Source organism: Streptomyces sp. NPDC042371 (genome assembly GCF_056437465.1).
Genome location: NZ_JBWKAP010000016.1, coordinates 1 through 17,142, shown reverse-complemented (window position 1 = coordinate 17,142; position 17,142 = coordinate 1). Strand labels below are relative to the sequence as shown.

The 17,142-nt window shown below is 70.3% G+C and carries 18 protein-coding genes; 9 read left to right on the top strand and 9 right to left on the bottom strand.

Translation table 11 applies throughout. The features are described 5' to 3' along the window. Positions 1-40: 40 nt before the first annotated feature. The gene (locus tag AC068B_RS35095; protein ID WP_478675557.1) at positions 41-631 is read right to left on the bottom strand and encodes a dihydrofolate reductase family protein; all 591 of its coding nucleotides are present in this window, start codon (positions 629-631) and stop codon (positions 41-43) included. A 69-nt stretch (positions 632-700) separates the two neighbouring features. Here AC068B_RS35095 and AC068B_RS35090 point away from each other — a divergent pair, with 69 nt between their 5' ends. Then, entirely contained in the window at positions 701-1,276 is a 576-nt protein-coding gene (locus AC068B_RS35090) for a TetR/AcrR family transcriptional regulator (protein WP_478675556.1), read from the top strand. Positions 1,277-1,394: 118 nt separating this feature from the next. Here AC068B_RS35090 and AC068B_RS35085 read toward each other — a convergent pair whose 3' ends face one another. Continuing rightward, on the bottom strand, positions 1,395-2,042 hold the full coding sequence (locus tag AC068B_RS35085; protein ID WP_478675555.1) for a TetR/AcrR family transcriptional regulator: 648 nt from the start codon (positions 2,040-2,042) through the stop codon (positions 1,395-1,397). Between the two features lie 85 nt (positions 2,043-2,127). Between AC068B_RS35085 and AC068B_RS35080 the strand changes: the two genes are divergently transcribed. The 3 genes from AC068B_RS35080 (at position 2,128) to AC068B_RS35070 (ending at position 4,355) form a co-directional block, all read left to right on the top strand. Further along, positions 2,128-3,279: an acyl-CoA dehydrogenase family protein gene (locus tag AC068B_RS35080; protein ID WP_478675554.1), complete on the top strand. Its 1,152-nt coding sequence runs from the start codon at positions 2,128-2,130 to the stop codon at positions 3,277-3,279. Between the two features lie 82 nt (positions 3,280-3,361). Next, positions 3,362-3,649: a YiaA/YiaB family inner membrane protein gene (locus AC068B_RS35075; protein ID WP_356258034.1), complete on the top strand. Its 288-nt coding sequence runs from the start codon at positions 3,362-3,364 to the stop codon at positions 3,647-3,649. Between the two features lie 67 nt (positions 3,650-3,716). Beyond that, positions 3,717-4,355 (top strand): TetR/AcrR family transcriptional regulator, encoded by a 639-nt coding sequence (locus AC068B_RS35070; protein ID WP_478675553.1) that lies wholly within the window; start codon positions 3,717-3,719, stop codon positions 4,353-4,355. Here the strand turns inward: AC068B_RS35070 and AC068B_RS35065 are convergent. Next, positions 4,346-4,810: a MaoC family dehydratase gene (locus tag AC068B_RS35065; RefSeq protein ID WP_478675552.1), complete on the bottom strand. Its 465-nt coding sequence runs from the start codon at positions 4,808-4,810 to the stop codon at positions 4,346-4,348. The two genes, AC068B_RS35070 and AC068B_RS35065, sit on opposite strands and share 10 nt — an antisense overlap. 118 nt (positions 4,811-4,928) lie before the next feature. On the opposite strand from AC068B_RS35065, the gene soxR reads away from it, so the two are divergent. Next, positions 4,929-5,396: a redox-sensitive transcriptional activator SoxR gene (gene soxR, locus AC068B_RS35060; protein WP_468567968.1), complete on the top strand. Its 468-nt coding sequence runs from the start codon at positions 4,929-4,931 to the stop codon at positions 5,394-5,396. Between the two features lie 55 nt (positions 5,397-5,451). Here soxR and AC068B_RS35055 read toward each other — a convergent pair whose 3' ends face one another. Then, positions 5,452-6,519, bottom strand: coding sequence for an RNA ligase (ATP) (locus AC068B_RS35055; RefSeq protein ID WP_478675551.1), 1,068 nt, complete (start codon positions 6,517-6,519; stop codon positions 5,452-5,454). Between the two features lie 184 nt (positions 6,520-6,703). On the opposite strand from AC068B_RS35055, the gene AC068B_RS35050 reads away from it, so the two are divergent. Then, positions 6,704-7,222, top strand: a complete 519-nt coding sequence (locus AC068B_RS35050; protein WP_478675550.1) for a hypothetical protein — start codon at positions 6,704-6,706, stop codon at positions 7,220-7,222. A gap of 12 nt (positions 7,223-7,234) precedes the next feature. On the opposite strand, the gene AC068B_RS35045 is transcribed toward AC068B_RS35050, so the two are convergent. Beyond that, positions 7,235-7,843, bottom strand: a complete 609-nt coding sequence (locus AC068B_RS35045; protein WP_478675549.1) for a hypothetical protein — start codon at positions 7,841-7,843, stop codon at positions 7,235-7,237. Between the two features lie 303 nt (positions 7,844-8,146). On the opposite strand from AC068B_RS35045, the gene AC068B_RS35040 reads away from it, so the two are divergent. Then, entirely contained in the window at positions 8,147-10,978 is a 2,832-nt protein-coding gene (locus AC068B_RS35040; RefSeq protein WP_478675548.1) for a penicillin acylase family protein, read from the top strand. Between the two features lie 11 nt (positions 10,979-10,989). On the opposite strand, the gene AC068B_RS35035 is transcribed toward AC068B_RS35040, so the two are convergent. Both AC068B_RS35035 and AC068B_RS35030 read right to left on the bottom strand, forming a co-directional pair. Beyond that, the gene (locus tag AC068B_RS35035) at positions 10,990-12,255 is read right to left on the bottom strand and encodes a serine-threonine protein kinase (protein ID WP_478675547.1); all 1,266 of its coding nucleotides are present in this window, start codon (positions 12,253-12,255) and stop codon (positions 10,990-10,992) included. Positions 12,256-12,370: 115 nt separating this feature from the next. After that, positions 12,371-12,952, bottom strand: a complete 582-nt coding sequence (locus tag AC068B_RS35030) for a hypothetical protein (RefSeq protein WP_478675546.1) — start codon at positions 12,950-12,952, stop codon at positions 12,371-12,373. Between the two features lie 193 nt (positions 12,953-13,145). Here AC068B_RS35030 and AC068B_RS35025 point away from each other — a divergent pair, with 193 nt between their 5' ends. Beyond that, positions 13,146-14,165: a LysR family transcriptional regulator gene (locus tag AC068B_RS35025; RefSeq protein WP_478675545.1), complete on the top strand. Its 1,020-nt coding sequence runs from the start codon at positions 13,146-13,148 to the stop codon at positions 14,163-14,165. Between the two features lie 131 nt (positions 14,166-14,296). Here the strand turns inward: AC068B_RS35025 and AC068B_RS35020 are convergent, their stop codons facing one another. After that, positions 14,297-15,550 (bottom strand): MFS transporter, encoded by a 1,254-nt coding sequence (locus tag AC068B_RS35020; RefSeq protein ID WP_468568185.1) that lies wholly within the window; start codon positions 15,548-15,550, stop codon positions 14,297-14,299. Positions 15,551-15,705: 155 nt separating this feature from the next. Beyond that, positions 15,706-16,068, bottom strand: coding sequence for a hypothetical protein (locus AC068B_RS35015; RefSeq protein ID WP_478675544.1), 363 nt, complete (start codon positions 16,066-16,068; stop codon positions 15,706-15,708). A 271-nt stretch (positions 16,069-16,339) separates the two neighbouring features. On the opposite strand from AC068B_RS35015, the gene AC068B_RS35010 reads away from it, so the two are divergent. Further along, a complete protein-coding gene (locus AC068B_RS35010) occupies positions 16,340-17,038 on the top strand; it encodes an alpha/beta fold hydrolase (protein WP_478675652.1) in 699 nt (232 codons plus the stop codon). The last annotated feature ends 104 nt before the right edge of the window (positions 17,039-17,142 follow it).

Sequence of the window (17,142 nt, the reverse complement as noted above, 5' to 3'; positions counted from 1 at the left end):
GCGGCAGGACGGATGCAGACTACATCTACTGGGCCGCTGTCTATCGAGCCGCCTCGAACCACGTCATCAGGACGTCGTTGTCGAACGACTCGCGGGCCGTCACGCGGAACCGCGTGGGGTCGAACCGCCCGTCGAAGACCGGGATTCCGGACCCCGCGACCACGGGATAGCTCTTGATGACGAGCTCGTCGAGCTCGGGCAGCAGCGCGGCCGCGACCCGGCCGCCGCCGCACAGCCAGATGTCCTGCCCCTGCTGCCGCTTGAGGTCGCGGACCAGTGCGAGCGGGTCGCCGCCCGTCACGGTCACCGCCGGGTCGGGGGAGGCGGCGAGCGAGTTCGACAGCACGAACTGGCGCAGGTGCGCGTAAGGGCTCGGAGTGCCGTGGGCCAGTGCCTGCCGGTAGGTGTTGTGGCCCATCAGGACCGTGTCGAAGCGGAGGTTGGCGGCGTCCGCCAGGCCGACGTGCGGGCGCAGGGCGGTGGGGACGGTCTCGGGGTAGCGGGCGTTGACCCGGGCGGCGTACTCGGCGGCCTGGTCCGGGTCGCCCACGGGGTAGAAGTCGTACTCGCCCTTCGGGCCCGCGATGTATCCGTCGACGGAGGCGCCGATGTAGTACACGAGCTTGCGCATCTGGTAACTCCCCCTGTAGTACTCTTGCTGTAGTGGTCGGAACGTAGTACTTCGGATGGAGTGGTGTCAATGGTGCGCAGGAATGACGGTCGGCGGGCGGCCCTGGTCGACGGCGCCATCGAGGTGCTGGCCAAGGAGGGCGCCCGCGGGCTGACCTTCCGGGCGGTCGACACCGAGGCGGGGGTGCCCACAGGGACGGCGTCCAACTACTTCAGCAGCCGCGACGACCTGCTCACCCAGGCGGGCGCCCGGGTCTACGAGCGGCTGACGCCCGACGCGGCGGAGGTCGAGCGACAGCGCGCCGCCAAGCCGGACAAGGAGACCTACGTCGAGCTGATGCGCGAGGTCGTCGGCCGCGTCAGCGGCTTCCGTACGGGCTATCTGGCACTGCTCGAACTGCGCCTTGAGGCCACCCGGCGGCCGGAGCTGCGCGCCGTCCTCACCGAGCGCGTCCGGGCCGACCTCGCCGCCAACCTCGCGTACCACGAGGCCTCGGGGCTGCCGGGCGACGCCACGGCCGTCAAGCTCCTGTACCTGGCCTTCAACTGGCTCATCGTCGAACAGCTCACCCTGCCCGACTTCCTCTCGGACGCCGAGCGCGACGCCCTCGTCGCGGCCGCGGTGGAGCGCATCGTCACGGACTGAGCGGTCCTGGCGCCCAGTCAGAAGGTGCTTCAGAAGGTGTCGATGCCGAGGTGCGCGGCGAAGGCCCGCGCCCCCGTCGGTGTGCGCCGAACCGTCGGGACCGGCGGGGGCGGAACCGTCAGGCGCGCGCTGCCACCTGTTCGTACTGCAGCGCAAGCCCGTCGAGCAGCGCCTGCAGGCCCACCTCGAAGGCGCGCTCGTCGATGACCTGCTGCCGGTCGGCGAGCAGATGGGCCTGGCCGAGGTGCGGGTAGTCGGCGGGGTCGTATGCCGCCTCGTCGTCCACGAAGCCCCCGGCGAACGAGCCGAGCGCCGAGCCCATGATGAAGTACCGCATCAGCGCGCCGATCGACGTGGCCTGCGCGGCGGGCCAGCCCGCGTCGACCATCGCCCCGAACACCGCGTCCGCGAGCCGCAGTCCGGCGGGCCTGCGCCCGGGGCCGCGCGCGAGGACCGGCACGATGTTCGGGTGCAGGGTGAGGGCCGCCCGGTAGGAGACCGCCCAGTCGTGCAGTGCCGTACGCCAGTCCCGCGGGTCGGCGGCCTCGAACATCGAGAGGTCGACCTGTGCGCTCACCGAGTCCGCGACGGCTTCGAGGATCTGGTCCTTGGTGCGGAAGTGGTTGTAGAGGGAGGGCCCGCTGACCCCGAGCTCGGCGGCGAGGCGCCGGGTCGAGACGGCCGCGAGCCCCTCGGAGTCCACGAGTGCGCGCGCCGTCCCGACGATGCGTTCTCGGCTGAGGAGGGGCTTGCGCGGTCGGGCCATGCGGCACATAGTAGGGCTGCCGCAACAAACTAGCAGTGCTAATTTAAAACTAGACGTCACGTTCCCGACCGGAGAGGTGCCCACGATGAACCTGGAGCTCAGCGACGAGCAGGCCGCCGTCCGGGAGCTGGCCGAGGACTTCGTCGCGCGCGAGATCGCTCCGCACGTCATCGAGTGGGACCGCGCGGAGAGCGTCGACCGCGCCCTCGTGAAGAAGCTCGGCGAGGTCGGCTTCCTGGGGCTCACCATCGACGAGGAGTACGGCGGTTCGGGCGGCGACCACCTCGCGTACTGCCTGGTGACCGAGGAGCTCGGGCGCGGGGACTCCTCCGTGCGCGGCATCGTCTCCGTCTCGCTCGGCCTGGTCGCCAAGACCATCGCGTCCTGGGGCAGCGAGGAGCAGAAGCGGCAGTGGCTGCCGGGGCTCACCTCCGGCGAGTACGTCGGGTGCTTCGGGCTCACCGAACCGGGCACCGGATCCGACGCGGGCAACCTCACCACCAGGGCCGTGCGCGACGGCGACTCGTACGTCGTCAACGGCACCAAGATGTTCATCACGAACGGCACCTGGGCCGACGTCGTGCTCCTTTTCGCCCGCACCGGTGACGCTCCGGGGCACAAGGGCGTCTCCGCCTTCCTGGTTCCCACCGACACCCCCGGCCTCACCCGCCGCACCCTGCACGGCAAGCTCGGCCTGCGCGGCCAGGCCACCGCCGAACTCGTCCTGGAGGACGTGCGCGTCCCGGCGTCGGCCATGATGGCGCCCGAGGGCAAGGGCTTCTCCGTGGCCATGTCGGCCCTGGCGAAGGGGCGCATGTCGGTGGCGGCGGGCTGCGTCGGCATCGCGCAGGCCGCCCTGGACGCCGCGGTGCGGTACGCCACCGAGCGCGAGCAGTTCGGCAAGACCATCGCCCATCACCAGCTGGTGCAGGAGCTGCTCAGCGACATCGCGGTCGACGTGGACGCGGCGCGCCTGCTGACCTGGCGGGTCGCCGACCTCATCGACCGGGGGCAGCCCTTCGCCACGGAGTCCTCCAAGGCCAAGCTGTTCGCCTCCGAGGCCGCCGTGCGCGCCGCCAACAACGCCCTTCAGGTCTTCGGCGGTTACGGCTACATCGACGAGTACCCGGCGGGCAAACTGCTGCGCGACGCCCGCGTGATGACCCTCTACGAAGGCACGAGCCAGATACAGAAGCTCGTCATCGGCCGTGCGCTGACGGGGATTTCGGCCTTCTGAGCGCCTGGAACGGCGGCACTGAGTACGCACCTGAGTACCTGAGCGGATATGGCGCGGGCCCTCCCCCGCCGAAGCTGTGTCCATGACTGAGCCGCCCGTCAAGCAGCAGACCACCAACGCCTTCTACGGCCAGGCCGTGGCCTCCTTCGCCGTCTCCATCGGTGCCGTCGCCGTCGGCATCGGCTATCTGGACGCCTCGGCCTGGGTGCGGGGCTTCCTCGCCATCGCGGTGCTCTATCTGACGACCTCCGCGTTCACCCTCGCCAAGGTGATCAGGGACCGGCAGGAGGTGGTGCAGATCGTGAGCAGGGTCGACCAGGCCCGCGTCGACAAGCTGCTCGCCGAGCACGACCCGTTCGCCAAGCCCTGACCGGAGCGCTAAGCGCTTGCTCACCGTCAGGGGTATGGTGTCCCTCCGGAACGCTGAAGGAGTGGACATGGGAACGGCGGAGGAGACGCCCGGCGAGGAGCAGCCGTGGGGCGAGGTCAGCCCCGACGCGGCCAGGCGGCTGCTGGTCGCCGCCGTCGAGGCCTTCGCCGAGCGCGGCTATCACGCGACGACGACCCGGGACATCGCGGGCCGCGCAGGCATGAGCCCCGCCGCGCTCTACATCCACTACAAGACGAAGGAAGAGCTGCTCCACCGCATCAGCCGGATCGGCCACGACAAGGCCCTGGCCATCCTGCGGACCGCCGCGGACGGCGAGGGCGGCGCCGCCGAGCGGCTTGAGGCGGCCGTGCGCTCATTCGTCGGCTGGCACGCCGCCCACCACATGACCGCCCGCGTCGTGCAGTACGAGCTGGACGCGCTCGGCGACGAGCACCGCACGGAGATCGTCGCGCTGCGCCGCAAGTCGGACGCGGCCGTGCGGGACATCATCAACGACGGGGTGCGGACGGGGGAGTTCGACGTCCCGGACGTGCCGGGCACCACGCTCGCCGTGCTGTCGCTCTGCATCGACGTGGCCCGCTGGTTCAACGCGGCGGGACACCGGACGCCCGCCGAGGTCGGCGCGCTCTACGCCGACCTCGTCCTGCGGATGGTGGGCGCGCGGCCCCGGGAGTCTCAGAAGTAGTAGCGCGACACCGACTCCGCCACGCACGCGGGCTTGTCGCCGCCCTCGCGCTCCACGGTGACCTTGGCCGTCACCTGGACGCCGCCGTCCTTGGTCGGCGTCACGTCCGTGAGCACGGCGGTCGCGCGCAGCCGCGAGCCGACCGGCACGGGGGAGGGGAAGCGGACCTTCTCGGTGCCGTAGTTGAGGCCCATCTTCATGCCCTCGACGCGCATCGTCTGCGGCACCAGGACGGGGAGCAACGACAGCGTCAGATAGCCGTGCGCGATGGTCGCCCCGAAGGGGCCCTGCGCCGCCTTCTCAGCGTCCACGTGGATCCACTGGTGATCGCCGGTGGCCTCGGCGAAGAGGTCGATCCGCTTCTGGTCGATCTCCAGCCAGTCGCTGGGTCCGAGCTGCTCGCCGACACCGGCGCGCAGTTCCTCGGGCGACGTGAAGATCCTCGGCTCCGCCATGTCCCTGGCCTCCTAGACGTATGCAGAAGCGTACGGGGAAACGTACGCAGACTAAGCGCTTGCTCAGCATGGGGTGTGTGCCGACGCGTGTCAACGGACCAGCCAGTAGGTTTGAGGCGTGCCCCAGATACCGGAGAAGGTCCACGAACTCACGGTCGGCCAGCTGGCCGACCGCAGCGGCGTCGCCGTTTCCGCCCTGCACTTCTACGAGTCCAAGGGCCTCATCACCAGCCGCCGCACCTCCGGCAACCAGCGCCGCTACCACCGGGACACGCTCCGCAGGGTCGCCTTCATCCGCGCCTCCCAGCGCGTGGGCATCCCGCTCACCACCATCCGCGAGGCCCTCGACTCGCTCCCCGAGGAGCGCACGCCCAACCGCGAGGACTGGGCGCGGCTCTCCGAGGGCTGGCGCTCGGAGCTGGACAAGCGCATCAAACAGCTGGGCAGGCTCCGCGACCACCTGACGGACTGCATCGGCTGCGGCTGTCTGTCCCTGGACACCTGCGTGCTCTCCAACCCCGACGACGTCTTCGGCGAGCGGCACAGCGGTTCCCGGCTCCTGGTGGACCGCAAGCCACGGCGGTGACGTCCCCCGCCGTCACCGCCCGCCCGCGGCTCAGTCGTCACCGCCCGCCCGCGGCTCACTCGTACTCCGTGCCGCCCTTGCGCGTCAGGTACGCAGGGCTGACCGCCTTCGCGATGGCTCGCCCGCCCGTCACCTGGCTGTACCGCTCCACGGCGGGCCTGATCACCACACCCTCACGAAGGTGCAGGTCCCGCCCCGACACCGACTCGCGGCCCGTCGCGAGGCCCAGGGCGACGTCGGTGTCGTAAGGACCCTCGTACAGCCGCGGCACCAGCGGCAGTTCACCGTCGAGCAGCTCCGCCGGGTCGAACCACCGCACCTGCCCATCGATGTCCGCGCTGATGTCGAAGACCGCGTACCCGAGCGTGTCCCTGCGGCCGTCCGCGCCGTACGTCAGGTCCTGCACCCCGTCGCCGTACACCTCGCCGAAGACGCCGACCCGGCGCGCCCCGAGCCGCTCCGCGAGCTTGGCCGCGACGGCCGCGACGCCGTGCCCGTGCACCGCCCTCCAGTACAGGTTGCGCGGGTCCTCCTGAAGGGCCAGGGACTTGGCCCCGAACCCCTTCGACGAGACGTGGACGCGGCCGCTCCCCGCCACGTACGTCATGAGGCAGGCGGAGCCGTGCAGCTTCTCGGTCAGGACGACCGGCTCGCCGGGCGCGAAGATGTCCGGATAGCGCTGGATGTTCTCGATGTCGACCCAGTGCAGCAGGTCGGGCGCCGCCTCCACGTCACCGCTCATCGTCGGCGGGATCGGCGGCACCCACTTGGTGACGCCGAGCAGCTCCGCGAAGTCCGTGCCGTCGGCCGCGGCCCCCGCCAGGTCGACGCCCTCGAGCGCGGCCGGGCGGCACACGATGCCCTGCGACAGCTCGCCGCGCAGCCGCACCGCCTTGACCCGGTCGCGGTTGCCGCCCGCGAGGCGTCCCGTGAGCCCCAGCTCCTCGATCAGCCCGGCGGGCAGCACCGACTGCTCGGGGATGTACACCGCGCTCTCGCCGGTGCGGTAGACGCCCTTGGCGACGACCGCGCGGTACAGGCCCACCTGGGCCAGTTCGAGGGCGTCGGCGCCCGGGTGCTCGTGGATGGTCAGCACTTCGGCGGTGACGCGCAGCGTCGACATGGCTCTGTTCTCCTCGGCAACTTCCGGTGTACGTCGTCGCCGGTCACTCTGCCGTGCGGCAAAACGGCATGACCACCGGAATTTCGCTGTGCTACGTCTGGCCGCAACGGGCGCGGAGTACCAACGTGTGTTCTACGTAAGGAAGTACGCATCCAGCACGTCGACACAGAACGGGGGAGAGTCGATGTCCGTCGCCATTTGCTCATTGCTGTGGGACGCCGCGCGCCACGGGAAGCAGACCGTCAAGTACGACAGTGACGGCTACCACCTGGTGCGCTTTCCGTACGGCACGGGTGCGGAGTCCTATGATCCGTGGCACATGCACGACCCGGCGAAGGGCCTCACCAGCCCGTCGGAGTACCCGGACGCCCGCTCGGGGCTGATCTGGCCCAGCCACGAGGGCTGGGGCCTGCTCTCCGCGATGGTCTTCTGGGAGTCGGACACGAAGGCGGTCGAGTACCGCTCGCGCTACGTCCGCGACCCGCTGAACGCGGGCCCGGGGTACGACTCGACCGCGACGACCGACTCCGCACCGACCAGGGGAGGGCAGTACAGGACCTACCTCTGGCAGATGTTCGTGCACCCGGGGACGCCCCTGGGCCTGAAGGTCTCGGCACGCGGCGCGGGAGACGTGAAGCTCGCCACGCCGCTGATGCACGCCCAGTTCAAGCTGGCCATCCACACGGACGTGGTCACGCCCTGACCGCGGCGCTCCTCACGCCGACACCAGGGGGCGCAGCCGCCTCGCGCGGGCCCGCGCCACCGCGTCGGTGGTGAGGACGGGGCCGGGCACGACGATGCCGCAGCCCGTGCAGACCGCTCCCGCCGACGGCTCGTGCGCCAGGCCGTGCTTCCAGGTGAGGGCGGTGTCCGCGCAGACGGGGCAGGTCGCGCCCGGCGCCCGCTCCAGCGCCGCGATGAGGCGGCTCAGGACCTCGGCGAGGGGTTCGTGCGGGTGGATGTCCGGGTCGTCGCACCAGGCGACCCCGAACCCGCCCCAGGTGCAGCGGTGCCAGTCGTCGACGCTGCCGGGGCGCCTGAGCCCGTCGTGCTTCTCCTTGCGGCGGCGCTCCGCGAAGTCCGCTTCGTAGGAGAGCCAGACCGCCCGTGCGGCTTCCAGTTCGTTCAGCGCCGCCACCAGCCGCATCGGGTCCGGAGACCTATCCTCGGGCGCGAACCCCGCCCGGGTGCACAGATGGTCCCAGGTCGCCCGGTGACCGTAGGGGGCGAACCTCTCCAGGCACTTGCGCAGCGAGTACCGCCGCAGTGCCAGATCGCTCTTCGGATCACGCACCTGTCTCGCGAGACTCCGGAATCCGGCCATCGCCCTGCACCTCCGTCACACGTACTTCCGTACTGGTAACCGTGTTCCGCATTCGCCGGCGTCGATGTCGAGTCGAGTCCATCGAGTTCGATACGACGTCGCCGAGTAGACGTATCGACACGCGATTCGGCTCCCTCATCGCGCGACCGTTTTTCGCCTGCCCGCTTGAGCTGCGGTGATGCGGGCGCACGGGGGGCGCGTTGTGGTGATTCGGAAAAGGCGACGCTTGTTCATCTTTCGGGTTCGCCGACCCGCCAGTAGCCTCCGCCGCATCGGTCTTCCGCAGCACCCGGAGGAGCACCCATGCGACGACGCATCGTCAGACTCAGAACTCTCACGGCGGGAGCGGCGCTCGCGCTCGGCGCCTCCCTGCTCGCACCCCTGCCGGGCGCGGCGGCCGCCCCGCGGGAGCAGGCCGTCGGGGCCGCCGAAGAAGCCGACTACTGCGGGAACCAGTGCGCCGACGTCCTGCCGCCCGGCGCCAGCGGCAACGCCACGCTCGCCGAGATCCTCGCCCACCGGGTCTTCGGCACCCAACCCGCCCATGCTGACGACCAGTTGGGCCCGTACAGCGCACTGTCCTCCGGCTATCCGTCGCTCACCGACGACAAGCTCACCGACTTCTTCAACGACGCCTCCTTCGGGGTGCCCGGCGACCAGGTCGCCTCCGTCACCAAGCCGCGCGACGACGTGTCGATCACCCGGGACAAGAAGTACGGCGTCCCGCACATCAAGGGCACCACGCGCTACGGCACCGAGTTCGGCGCGGGCTTCGCCGCCGGGCAGGACCGGCTCTGGCTCATCGACCTCTTCCGGCACATCGGGCGCGGCCAGCTCACCTCGTTCGCGGGCGGCGCGCTCGCCAACCAGGGTCTGGAGCAGCAGTTCTGGCCGCAGGCCCCGTACACCGAGCAGGACCTGGAGAAGCAGGTCGACTACATCAGGTCGACCCAGGGCGAGCGCGGCAAGCAGGCCATGGAGGACGCGCAGGCCTACATCGACGGCCTCAACGCCTACCGCACGAAGTCGAAGGACGGCCGCTACTTCCCCGGTGAGTACGTCCTGACCGGCAAGATAGACGCGGTCACCAACGTCGGCGAGATCGAGCCCTTCAAGATCACCGACATGATCGCCCTGGCCTCGGTGGTCGGCGGTCTCTTCGGCAACGGCGGCGGCGGAGAGGTCGAGTCCGCCCTCTCCCTCCTGGAGTCCCAGAAGAAGTACGGCGTCGAGAAGGGCACGGAGGTCTGGGAGTCCTTCCGCGCCCGCAACGACCCCGAGGCCGTCCAGACCATCCACGACGGCACGAGCTTCCCGTACGCGGGCAAGCCCGAGAAGGCGCGCGGTACCGCGCTGCCCGACCCGGGCTCGGTCGAGCGCGAACAGCTCGTCTACGACCGCGAGGGCGGCGCCAAGACGGGTGCCAAGGACCCGGTGAAGGCGCCGAAGAAGCTCAAGCCGCTGCAGGGCATGTACGACAAGGGCGTCCTGCCGTCGGACCTGTTCAAGGCCGACGGCCACAAGAAGGGCATGTCCAACGCCCTGCTCGTCTCCGGCAAGCACACGGCCAGCGGCAACCCCGTCGCCGTCTTCGGCCCGCAGACCGGCTACTTCGCGCCCCAGCTCCTCATGCAGCAGGAGCTCCAGGGGCCCGGCATCAGCTCGCGCGGCGTCTCCTTCGCGGGCGTCGGCATGTACGTCCAGCTGGGGCGCGGCCAGGACTACGCCTGGTCGGCCACGTCCGCGGGACAGGACATCACCGACACGTACGCCGTCGAGCTCTGCGAGCCGGGCGGCGGCGCCCCCACCAAGCAGTCGACCGGCTACCTCTACCGCGGCACCTGCACGCCCATGGAGAAGATGGAGCGCAAGAACGCCTGGAAGCCGACCCTCGCCGACTCCACGGCCGCGGGCTCCTACCGCATGCAGGTCTTCCGCACGAAGTACGGCATCGTCACGCACCGCGCGAGCGTCGAAGGCAAGCCCGTCGCGTACGTCTCGCTGCGCTCCACCTACCGCCACGAGGCCGACTCCATCATCGGCTTCCAGATGCTCAACGACCCCTCGTACGTCAAGGACTCCGCGACGTTCAAGAAGGCGGCGCAGCACATCAGCTACGCCTTCAACTGGTTCTACGCCGACTCGCGCGACATCGCGTACTACAACAGCGGCGCCAACCCGGAGCGCGCCGACAGCATCGACCCCGCCCTGCCGGTCAAGGCCCAACAGGCCTACGAATGGCGGGACTTCGACCCGGCGGACAACACCTCGGCCCAGACACCGCCCGCCGAGCACCCGCAGTCCGTCAACCAGGACTACTACATCTCCTGGAACAACAAGCAGGCCGACGACTTCAGCACGGCCGGGTTCGGCGTGAGCGCCGTGCACCGCGGCGACCTGCTCGACGGCCGGGTCAAGAAGCTCACCGAGGAGGGCGGCGTCACCCGCGCCTCGCTGACCCAGGCCATGTCCGAGGCGGCCGTCACCGACCTGCGCGGCGAACAGGTGCTGCCCGAGCTTCTGAAGGTGCTGCGCAGCAAGCCGGTCACCGACCCGCAACAGGCCAAGGCCGTCCAGCAGCTGGAGGCCTGGCGCAAGGCGGGCGCGCAGCGCAACCAGACGGCGGCGGACTCCAAGACGTACGCCCACCCCGACGCCGTGCGCATCATGGACGCCTGGTGGCCGCTGCTCGTCGAGGCCGAGTTCAAGCCGGGCCTCGGCAAGGAGCTGTACGAGGCCCTCACCTCGCAGCTCGCCACCGACGAGGCACCGTCGGCCGGGCACGGCCCCACCGGGGCGCACGCCGGATCGGCCTTCCAGTACGGCTGGTGGGGCTACGCCGACAAGGACCTGCGCAAGGTCCTCGGAGAGCCGGTGAAGGGCGAGCTCGCCGACACCTACTGCGGCGGCGGCAAGCTCGACGCCTGCCGCGACGCCCTGCTCGCCACCCTGGGGCAGGCCGTCGCCAAGCCCGCCACCGAGGTCTATCCCGGTGACGACTCCTGCAAGGCGGGCGACCAGTGGTGCGCGGACTCCGTCATCCACCGGGCGCTGGGCGGTATCACGCACAAGCCGATCCAGTGGCAGAACCGCCCGACGTACCAGCAGGTCGTCGAGTTCCCCCGGCACCGGTAGACCGGAAACCCTCAGGACCGGGCGATCCGCCCTGCGGCGAACACGACGCGTGCCAGCTCCTCGTGGCACACGTCGCTGTGCGCGCCGGAGGGCGGGCCGCCCCGGCGCACCACCGACGCCGCGTCGATGCTCACACACCCCTTGGCGGGCACCTTCTCGCCGAGCTTGATGCGTTTGGTGCCGTCCACGGCCCGGACGCCGTTGTAGCCGATGGCGCCCCACCGCTCCCACAGGTTCAGGAAGGCGGAGGAGTCCCCGGCCAGCTTCGAGGCCAGGGGGTAGATCTTGCCGAGGGCGTCGTCGTAGTGGGAGTAGCAGGCGACGAGGGGCCCGTCGATCCGGTTCTGCATCCCGTGCAGGGCCCCGCCCCGTGACGTGTCGTGGGGCAGCCGCTCGGCGAACGTGTAGTGCGAGAAGGCGCCTTGCAGGAGCGTCACCGACTTCACCGCGCGCACGTCGGCGGGCATCCCGCGCAGCGCGTACGAGACGAGCCTGCCGCCGAAGCTGTGCCCGATGAGGTGCACCCTGATCCGCGGCACGTCGGCGGCGAGCAGACCGATCGCCGGGCCGAGCCCCAACTGACCGACCGCGCCCGCCCGTCGCTTCATCGCGTAGTACGTGCCTTGGCGCAGCAGTTCGTACGCGCCGTCCCACAGCCTGCGGCGCAGGTCGCCCAGGAGGAGGGGCTGCCCGGTGTCCGCGCGTGCGGCGGCGAACACCTCGCAGACCTTGACCGCGTCGTCGGTGAGCATGGCGGGCTCGCCCGCCCCGGTGTCCTGGCCGAAGTGCCGGGCCGGATGGGACTCGCGCAGGGAGACCAGCTCGCGCACCTGCCGCCCGAACTCGTAAATCTGGGAGGGCACTTCGGAGCGCTCGGCGAGCAGTTCGGCGATCCGGTCGAGGGTCGCCGTGTGGTCAGGGAAGGCGCGGTCGAGCACCTGCCGGGTGGCCGCGTCGAGCACGGGCTCGCCCGGCGGCGTCGCGGCGACGGGTGCCGCCGACGGGTCGAAGTCGGGGATCGACTCGTCGGGGAAGCGGATGGCGGGCCACAGCACCCCGACGTAACCGAGGCGCACCCCCGCCCCGGCGAGGACCTGGCAGGGTGCGAAGAAACGCCCGTACAGCTTCCGGGCGTCCTTCTTCTCGTTGTTCCAGCCGTGCGCGAAGACCAGCAGATCGGTGACGCGGGCACGTTCCGCGCCGGACAGCAGCTGCGCGCGCTGCGCGGTGTCGACGTCGCCGTCGGCGTCGAAGGTCAATTCCCAGTAGGGCTCCACGCCGGTATGGTCCTGCCGCCCGGGCCACCTGGCCAGATGCCGCGCACGATCTGCCGGAGCCGGTTCCCACCCCCGTGGGGGACCGGTCCGGCATGCCGTGGGCTCCGGGCGGGTCCTAGGCCCTGCGCTCCCTGGCCCAGCGGTTCACGGGCGGCAGCCAGCACAGCACGACGACCGCGACCGCGGTGAGCAGCGCGGCGAAGCTCAGCGCGACCACGGAATCCGGCTCGTAGTCACCGAGGATGAGGAAGTGCGGGAGCAGCGCGACGACGGCCGAGACGGTGAGCAGGACACGCGACCAGACCGCCGCGCCCTTGCGGGCGACGAGGGCGAAGACGAGCACACAGACCGCAGTGAAGACGGCGAACCCGGCACGGGCCGAGAGGGTGCCCGCCCGGTCGCTGATCAGTTCGTCCCACATCGGGCCGCTCAGGGCCTTGATGTCGGCCGCGGTCGTCCCCGAAGGCAGGCCCACGACGTCCGGGTGCTCCGCGATGACGTCGTTGATGTTCTCCTCGGCCATGTCCTCGCCACCGGCGAAGACGAGCACCGCGCCGATCGCGGCGGTGACCGCCGAGACGACCGACGTCCAGAACAGGGCGGCGAGGGTGCCGGGTCGCTTGGCCGCGCGCCTCGAGGGGGGTGCGCCCGCACCGTGCGGTGCGACGGGCGCGGGGGCGGCCTGGTAATGGCTCACGAGCGTAACTCTCCTTGCAGAGATGATTGAACGAGCGGGATTGATCCGACCATTCCACGGGTACCGGGAACGCATCCAGCGTTTTCTGGAAGAAATCCCCAGATAATTTGCGCTGAACTCCGGATCAGTTTCCCGCTGTGGTTATGCTGCATGGCCGTAAAAGAAGAGGGAGCCGGAGAGCGAGAACTCGCACATGGAATTATCAGGTCCGCAGCAGTACCCCACGGATCTCCTTGACACCACGATGGACCAGTTGCGCACGCTGCTCGCGGTGCACGAGAGCGGCACCGCACTCGCCGCCGCCCGCCGGCTCGGGCGCGAACAGTCCAGCGTGCAGAAGCAACTGGACACGATGAACCGTACGTTCGGGACGCTGTGCGGGGAGGCGCTGGTCCTCAAGCGCGGACGCGGCAAGGACGTCCTGTTCACCCCCACCGGAGAGGCCCTGGTCGAACTCGCGCGCCGCACCCTCGACCAGTGGACGGAGGGCATCCACGACGCCAGACGACGGCTCGGCAGAACCCTCTCCGTGGGCTCGACCCGCTACACGCTGGGGTTCCTCCTCGACGCCGTGGAGCGCGTCAGCGAGGTGTACGAACGAAGAGGCGTCGACCTCAAGGTCACCCACGTCCGCACCGGCGACCTCTTCGCCAAGCTGCAGGCCAAGGAGTTGGACCTGGTCTGCGGCAGCATCGTGGTGACCGAGGGGCAGGAGGCCGAGCTCGACCCCTACGAGATCATCGAGTGGCGCCGCAGCGGCCTCTCGCTGCTCACGAACCTGCCCGAGGAGCGCCTGCCGGGCTCGTCCGTCACCGCGGGCACCCTGCCGGGCCTGCCCCTGGTGGTCTCGGCGGGCGGCCTCATCGCCCGCTTCCTCACCGCCTGGTACGGCCCCGACTACCGCCAGCACCTGTCCGTGGCCGCCGAGATAGAGGCCGCGCACTACGGCTTCGAGCTGCTGCGCTCGGGCGTGGTCAGCGGGGCGATGCTGGTCACGCGGGGCATCGGGGAGGCGGCCGAGAACGGCGGCCTCCCCGAGGCGGGGGGCCTGCGGCGGCTCGACATCATCGGGGACGTCGGGCCGCGGACCGAGGTGCTCGTGGGGGTGTTCACGCGGCGCGGCGACCGTGCCTCGTGCGGTCCCGGGCACCCGTTGAACCTCTTGTGGGAGGCGTTGTCCAAGGACAACGAACGCTGGTGGCTCAGCCGCTGAATTCCGCTCCCCGCAATTACACGACGGCGTCCGCGAGTAGGTGTCGAAAGTGGTCTAGACGTGTGGAGAAATTCGGTCGGTACGCCTTGCGTCGCGCGTATTTCGCGTATTTCGCGGAATTCGGACGCGGTTCATGTGAGTTCCCGATCGCGTGTCTCCGGCAGTGCGAGGACGCACAGCAGCGACACGACCGCCATCGCGCTCACGTACCAGCCCACCGACGACGAACCGAAAGCCGACTGCAGCCGGGTCGCCACCAACGGCGAGACCGCACCGCCGAGCACGCCGCCCAGGTTGTACGCGAGCGAGGCGCCCGAGTAGCGCACGTTCGCCCCGAACAGCTCGGGCAGATAGGCGCCCATCGGGCCGTACACCACCCCCATGCAGAACAGCGCGCCGCCGATCGCCAGCGCGACGAGCACCGGCTGCTCGGTGTCCAGGAGCGGGAAGAGCACGAGCCCCCACACCACCGCGAGCGCCGAGCCCACCAGGACCAGCCTGCGGCGTCCCGCACCGTCGGAGCGCGTCGCGGCGAGCCAGGTCCCGGCCGCGAGGAAGAGGCAGGCCACCAGGGAGAGGCCGAGCATGGTGTTGCGCGAGATGTGCAGGGTGCCGGTGGCGTAGGAGAGGCAGTACGTCGTGGCGGTGTAGAAGAGGCCGTACGCGACGACCATGCCGCCCGCGCCGAGCAGCAGTTCGCGCGGGTGGCGGCGGAGCACGTCGAGCGTGGGCACCTTGCTCGCCTCCTGCGCCGCCATGACCTTCGCGAACACCGGCGTCTCGCTGATCCGCAGCCGCACGAACAGGCCGACGCCGACCAGCAGGAAGGAGAGCAGGAACGGTACGCGCCAGCCCCAGGAGCGGAACGCGTCGTCGGAGAGCGTGGCCGACAGCAGCCAGAAGACGCCGGTCGCCGCGAAGAACCCGACGGACGGGCCGAGTTGGGGGAACGCCGCGTACATCCCGCGCTTCTTCTTCGGCGCGTGCTCCACCGCGAGCAGCGCCGCGCCGCCCCACTCGCCGCCCAGCCCGATGCCCTGGAGGAAGCGGAGCAGGATCAGCAGCAGCGGCGCCCAGATGCCCCACGTGCCGTAGCCGGGCAGGAGGCCGACGAGGGCGGTCGAGAGGCCCATCAGGAGCAGCGAGGCCACCAGCACGGACTTGCGCCCCACGCGGTCGCCGAAGTGCCCGAAGATCACCGACCCGATGGGCCGGGCCGCGAACGCCACCGCGTAGGTGGAGAACGAGGCGAGGGTGGCGTTGACCGGGTCGAGGGTCGGGAAGAACGTCTCGTTCAGGACCAGGGCGGCGGCCGTGCCGTAGATGTAGAAGTCGTAGAACTCGATGGCCGTCCCGATGAAGGAGGCCACCGCCACCCGGCGCATGCTCTCGGTGCTGCCGTCCCCGTTCGCGTCCCCGGCCGGGTCCCCGCCCGCGGCACGGACCTGCTGTTTCGATGTCGCTGTCGTTTCGCTGTGCACGAGCGGCACTCTCGTGGTGGATGTAGGGGGCAGTCAATAGTTGATACGGCCGGTCTCGGTCACTGAGACTGCTGGTGGGCCGCGGTGACCTCGTGCAGGTGGATGAGGATGTCGTGGGACGTCGCGAGGCGGAGCTTGTACGGCCCGTCGGCCCACCCCGACCCGATGCTGCGGGTCTCCCGCGCCCTGCTCAGCCACTTCCTGGTGGTCGCGGGCAGCTCGCGCATGTCCACGAAGTAGTCCAGGTCCTTCCGCTCGGCGAGGGGGCGGCCCATGTGCGTGTCGCCGTCGGTGAGGAGGCGCAGTGGCGCGTGGAGTTCGGTGGTGCGCGGCAGCAGGTCCGGCTCGTGGCCGCGCACGTACTCCCGCACGCCGTCGAACAACTCCACTCCCTGTTCGGGGTAGTTGACGTCGTTGCCCATGAAGCGCAGCTCCGTCGTCCAGCTGACCTCCTGGGAGAAGGTGCTGAACCCCTTCCTCCGCGACGAGGTGGCGGAACACCTGTTCCTTCATAGTGAAGAACTCGTGAGAGCCGTGGGTCGCCTCACCCAGGCCCGCCACCGTCGCGTCGCCCGCTCGATCGCCGCGACCGGGTCCGTGGCCCGCGCGGGCCAGGCCCCGCACCATCCGGCGGGCATCCTCATGACCGGTGGGGTCTGCCCCATTACGCCCGGAGCGTGTACGTTCTCCGCCATGGCGGATTTCATACTCGTTTCAGGCACGTGGCTCGGCTCCTGGGCATGGGAGGACGTGGCGCGAGATCTGCGGGCCGCCGGACACGGCGCCCACCCCCTCACGCTCTCCGGCCTCGCCGACAAACAGCACCTCCCTGCCGGTCAGCAGACCCACGTACGGGACATCGTCGACGAGGTCGAACGCCTCGACCTGCGTGACGTCGTCCTCGTCGGGCACAGCTACGCAGGCATCCCCGTCGGCCAGGCCGCCGAGCGCATCGGCGACCGGCTCGCCCACATCGTGCTCGTCGACGCCAACGTGCCGGTCGACGGAGAGTCGTTCGCTTCCCTCTGGTGGCAGGGCCAGCCGGTGTTCGAGGCCGCACTGGAGGAGGGCGGCGGCGACTGGGCACCCCTGAACGCGGCCGACTTCGACGGGCAGGGCCTCGACAGCGAGCAGGTCGCCAGAATCGCGAGCGGCTCGACACCGCACCCGGGCGCCACCCTGACGGAGCCCGCCGTGCTGGAGCGCTCGCTCGGCGAACTGCCCGCGACGTACATCAAGTGCCTGCTCGACGGCGAGGAGCCGAACGACGACGTGGCCGACCTGCTCAAGAGCGAGCGCTGGCGGCTCGTCGAAATGGACACCGGGCACTGGCCGATGTTCTCCCAGCCGCGCGAACTGGCGAGGATCCTGCACTCCTGCACCCGGGCGTGAGCGGCAACAGGCCCTAGGTGTATTGACCCGCGGGGTTGTTGACGCGGGTGATGGGTGGGTGGCCGCCGAGTGCGGTGTGGCTGCGGTGGTGGTTGTAGGTGTGC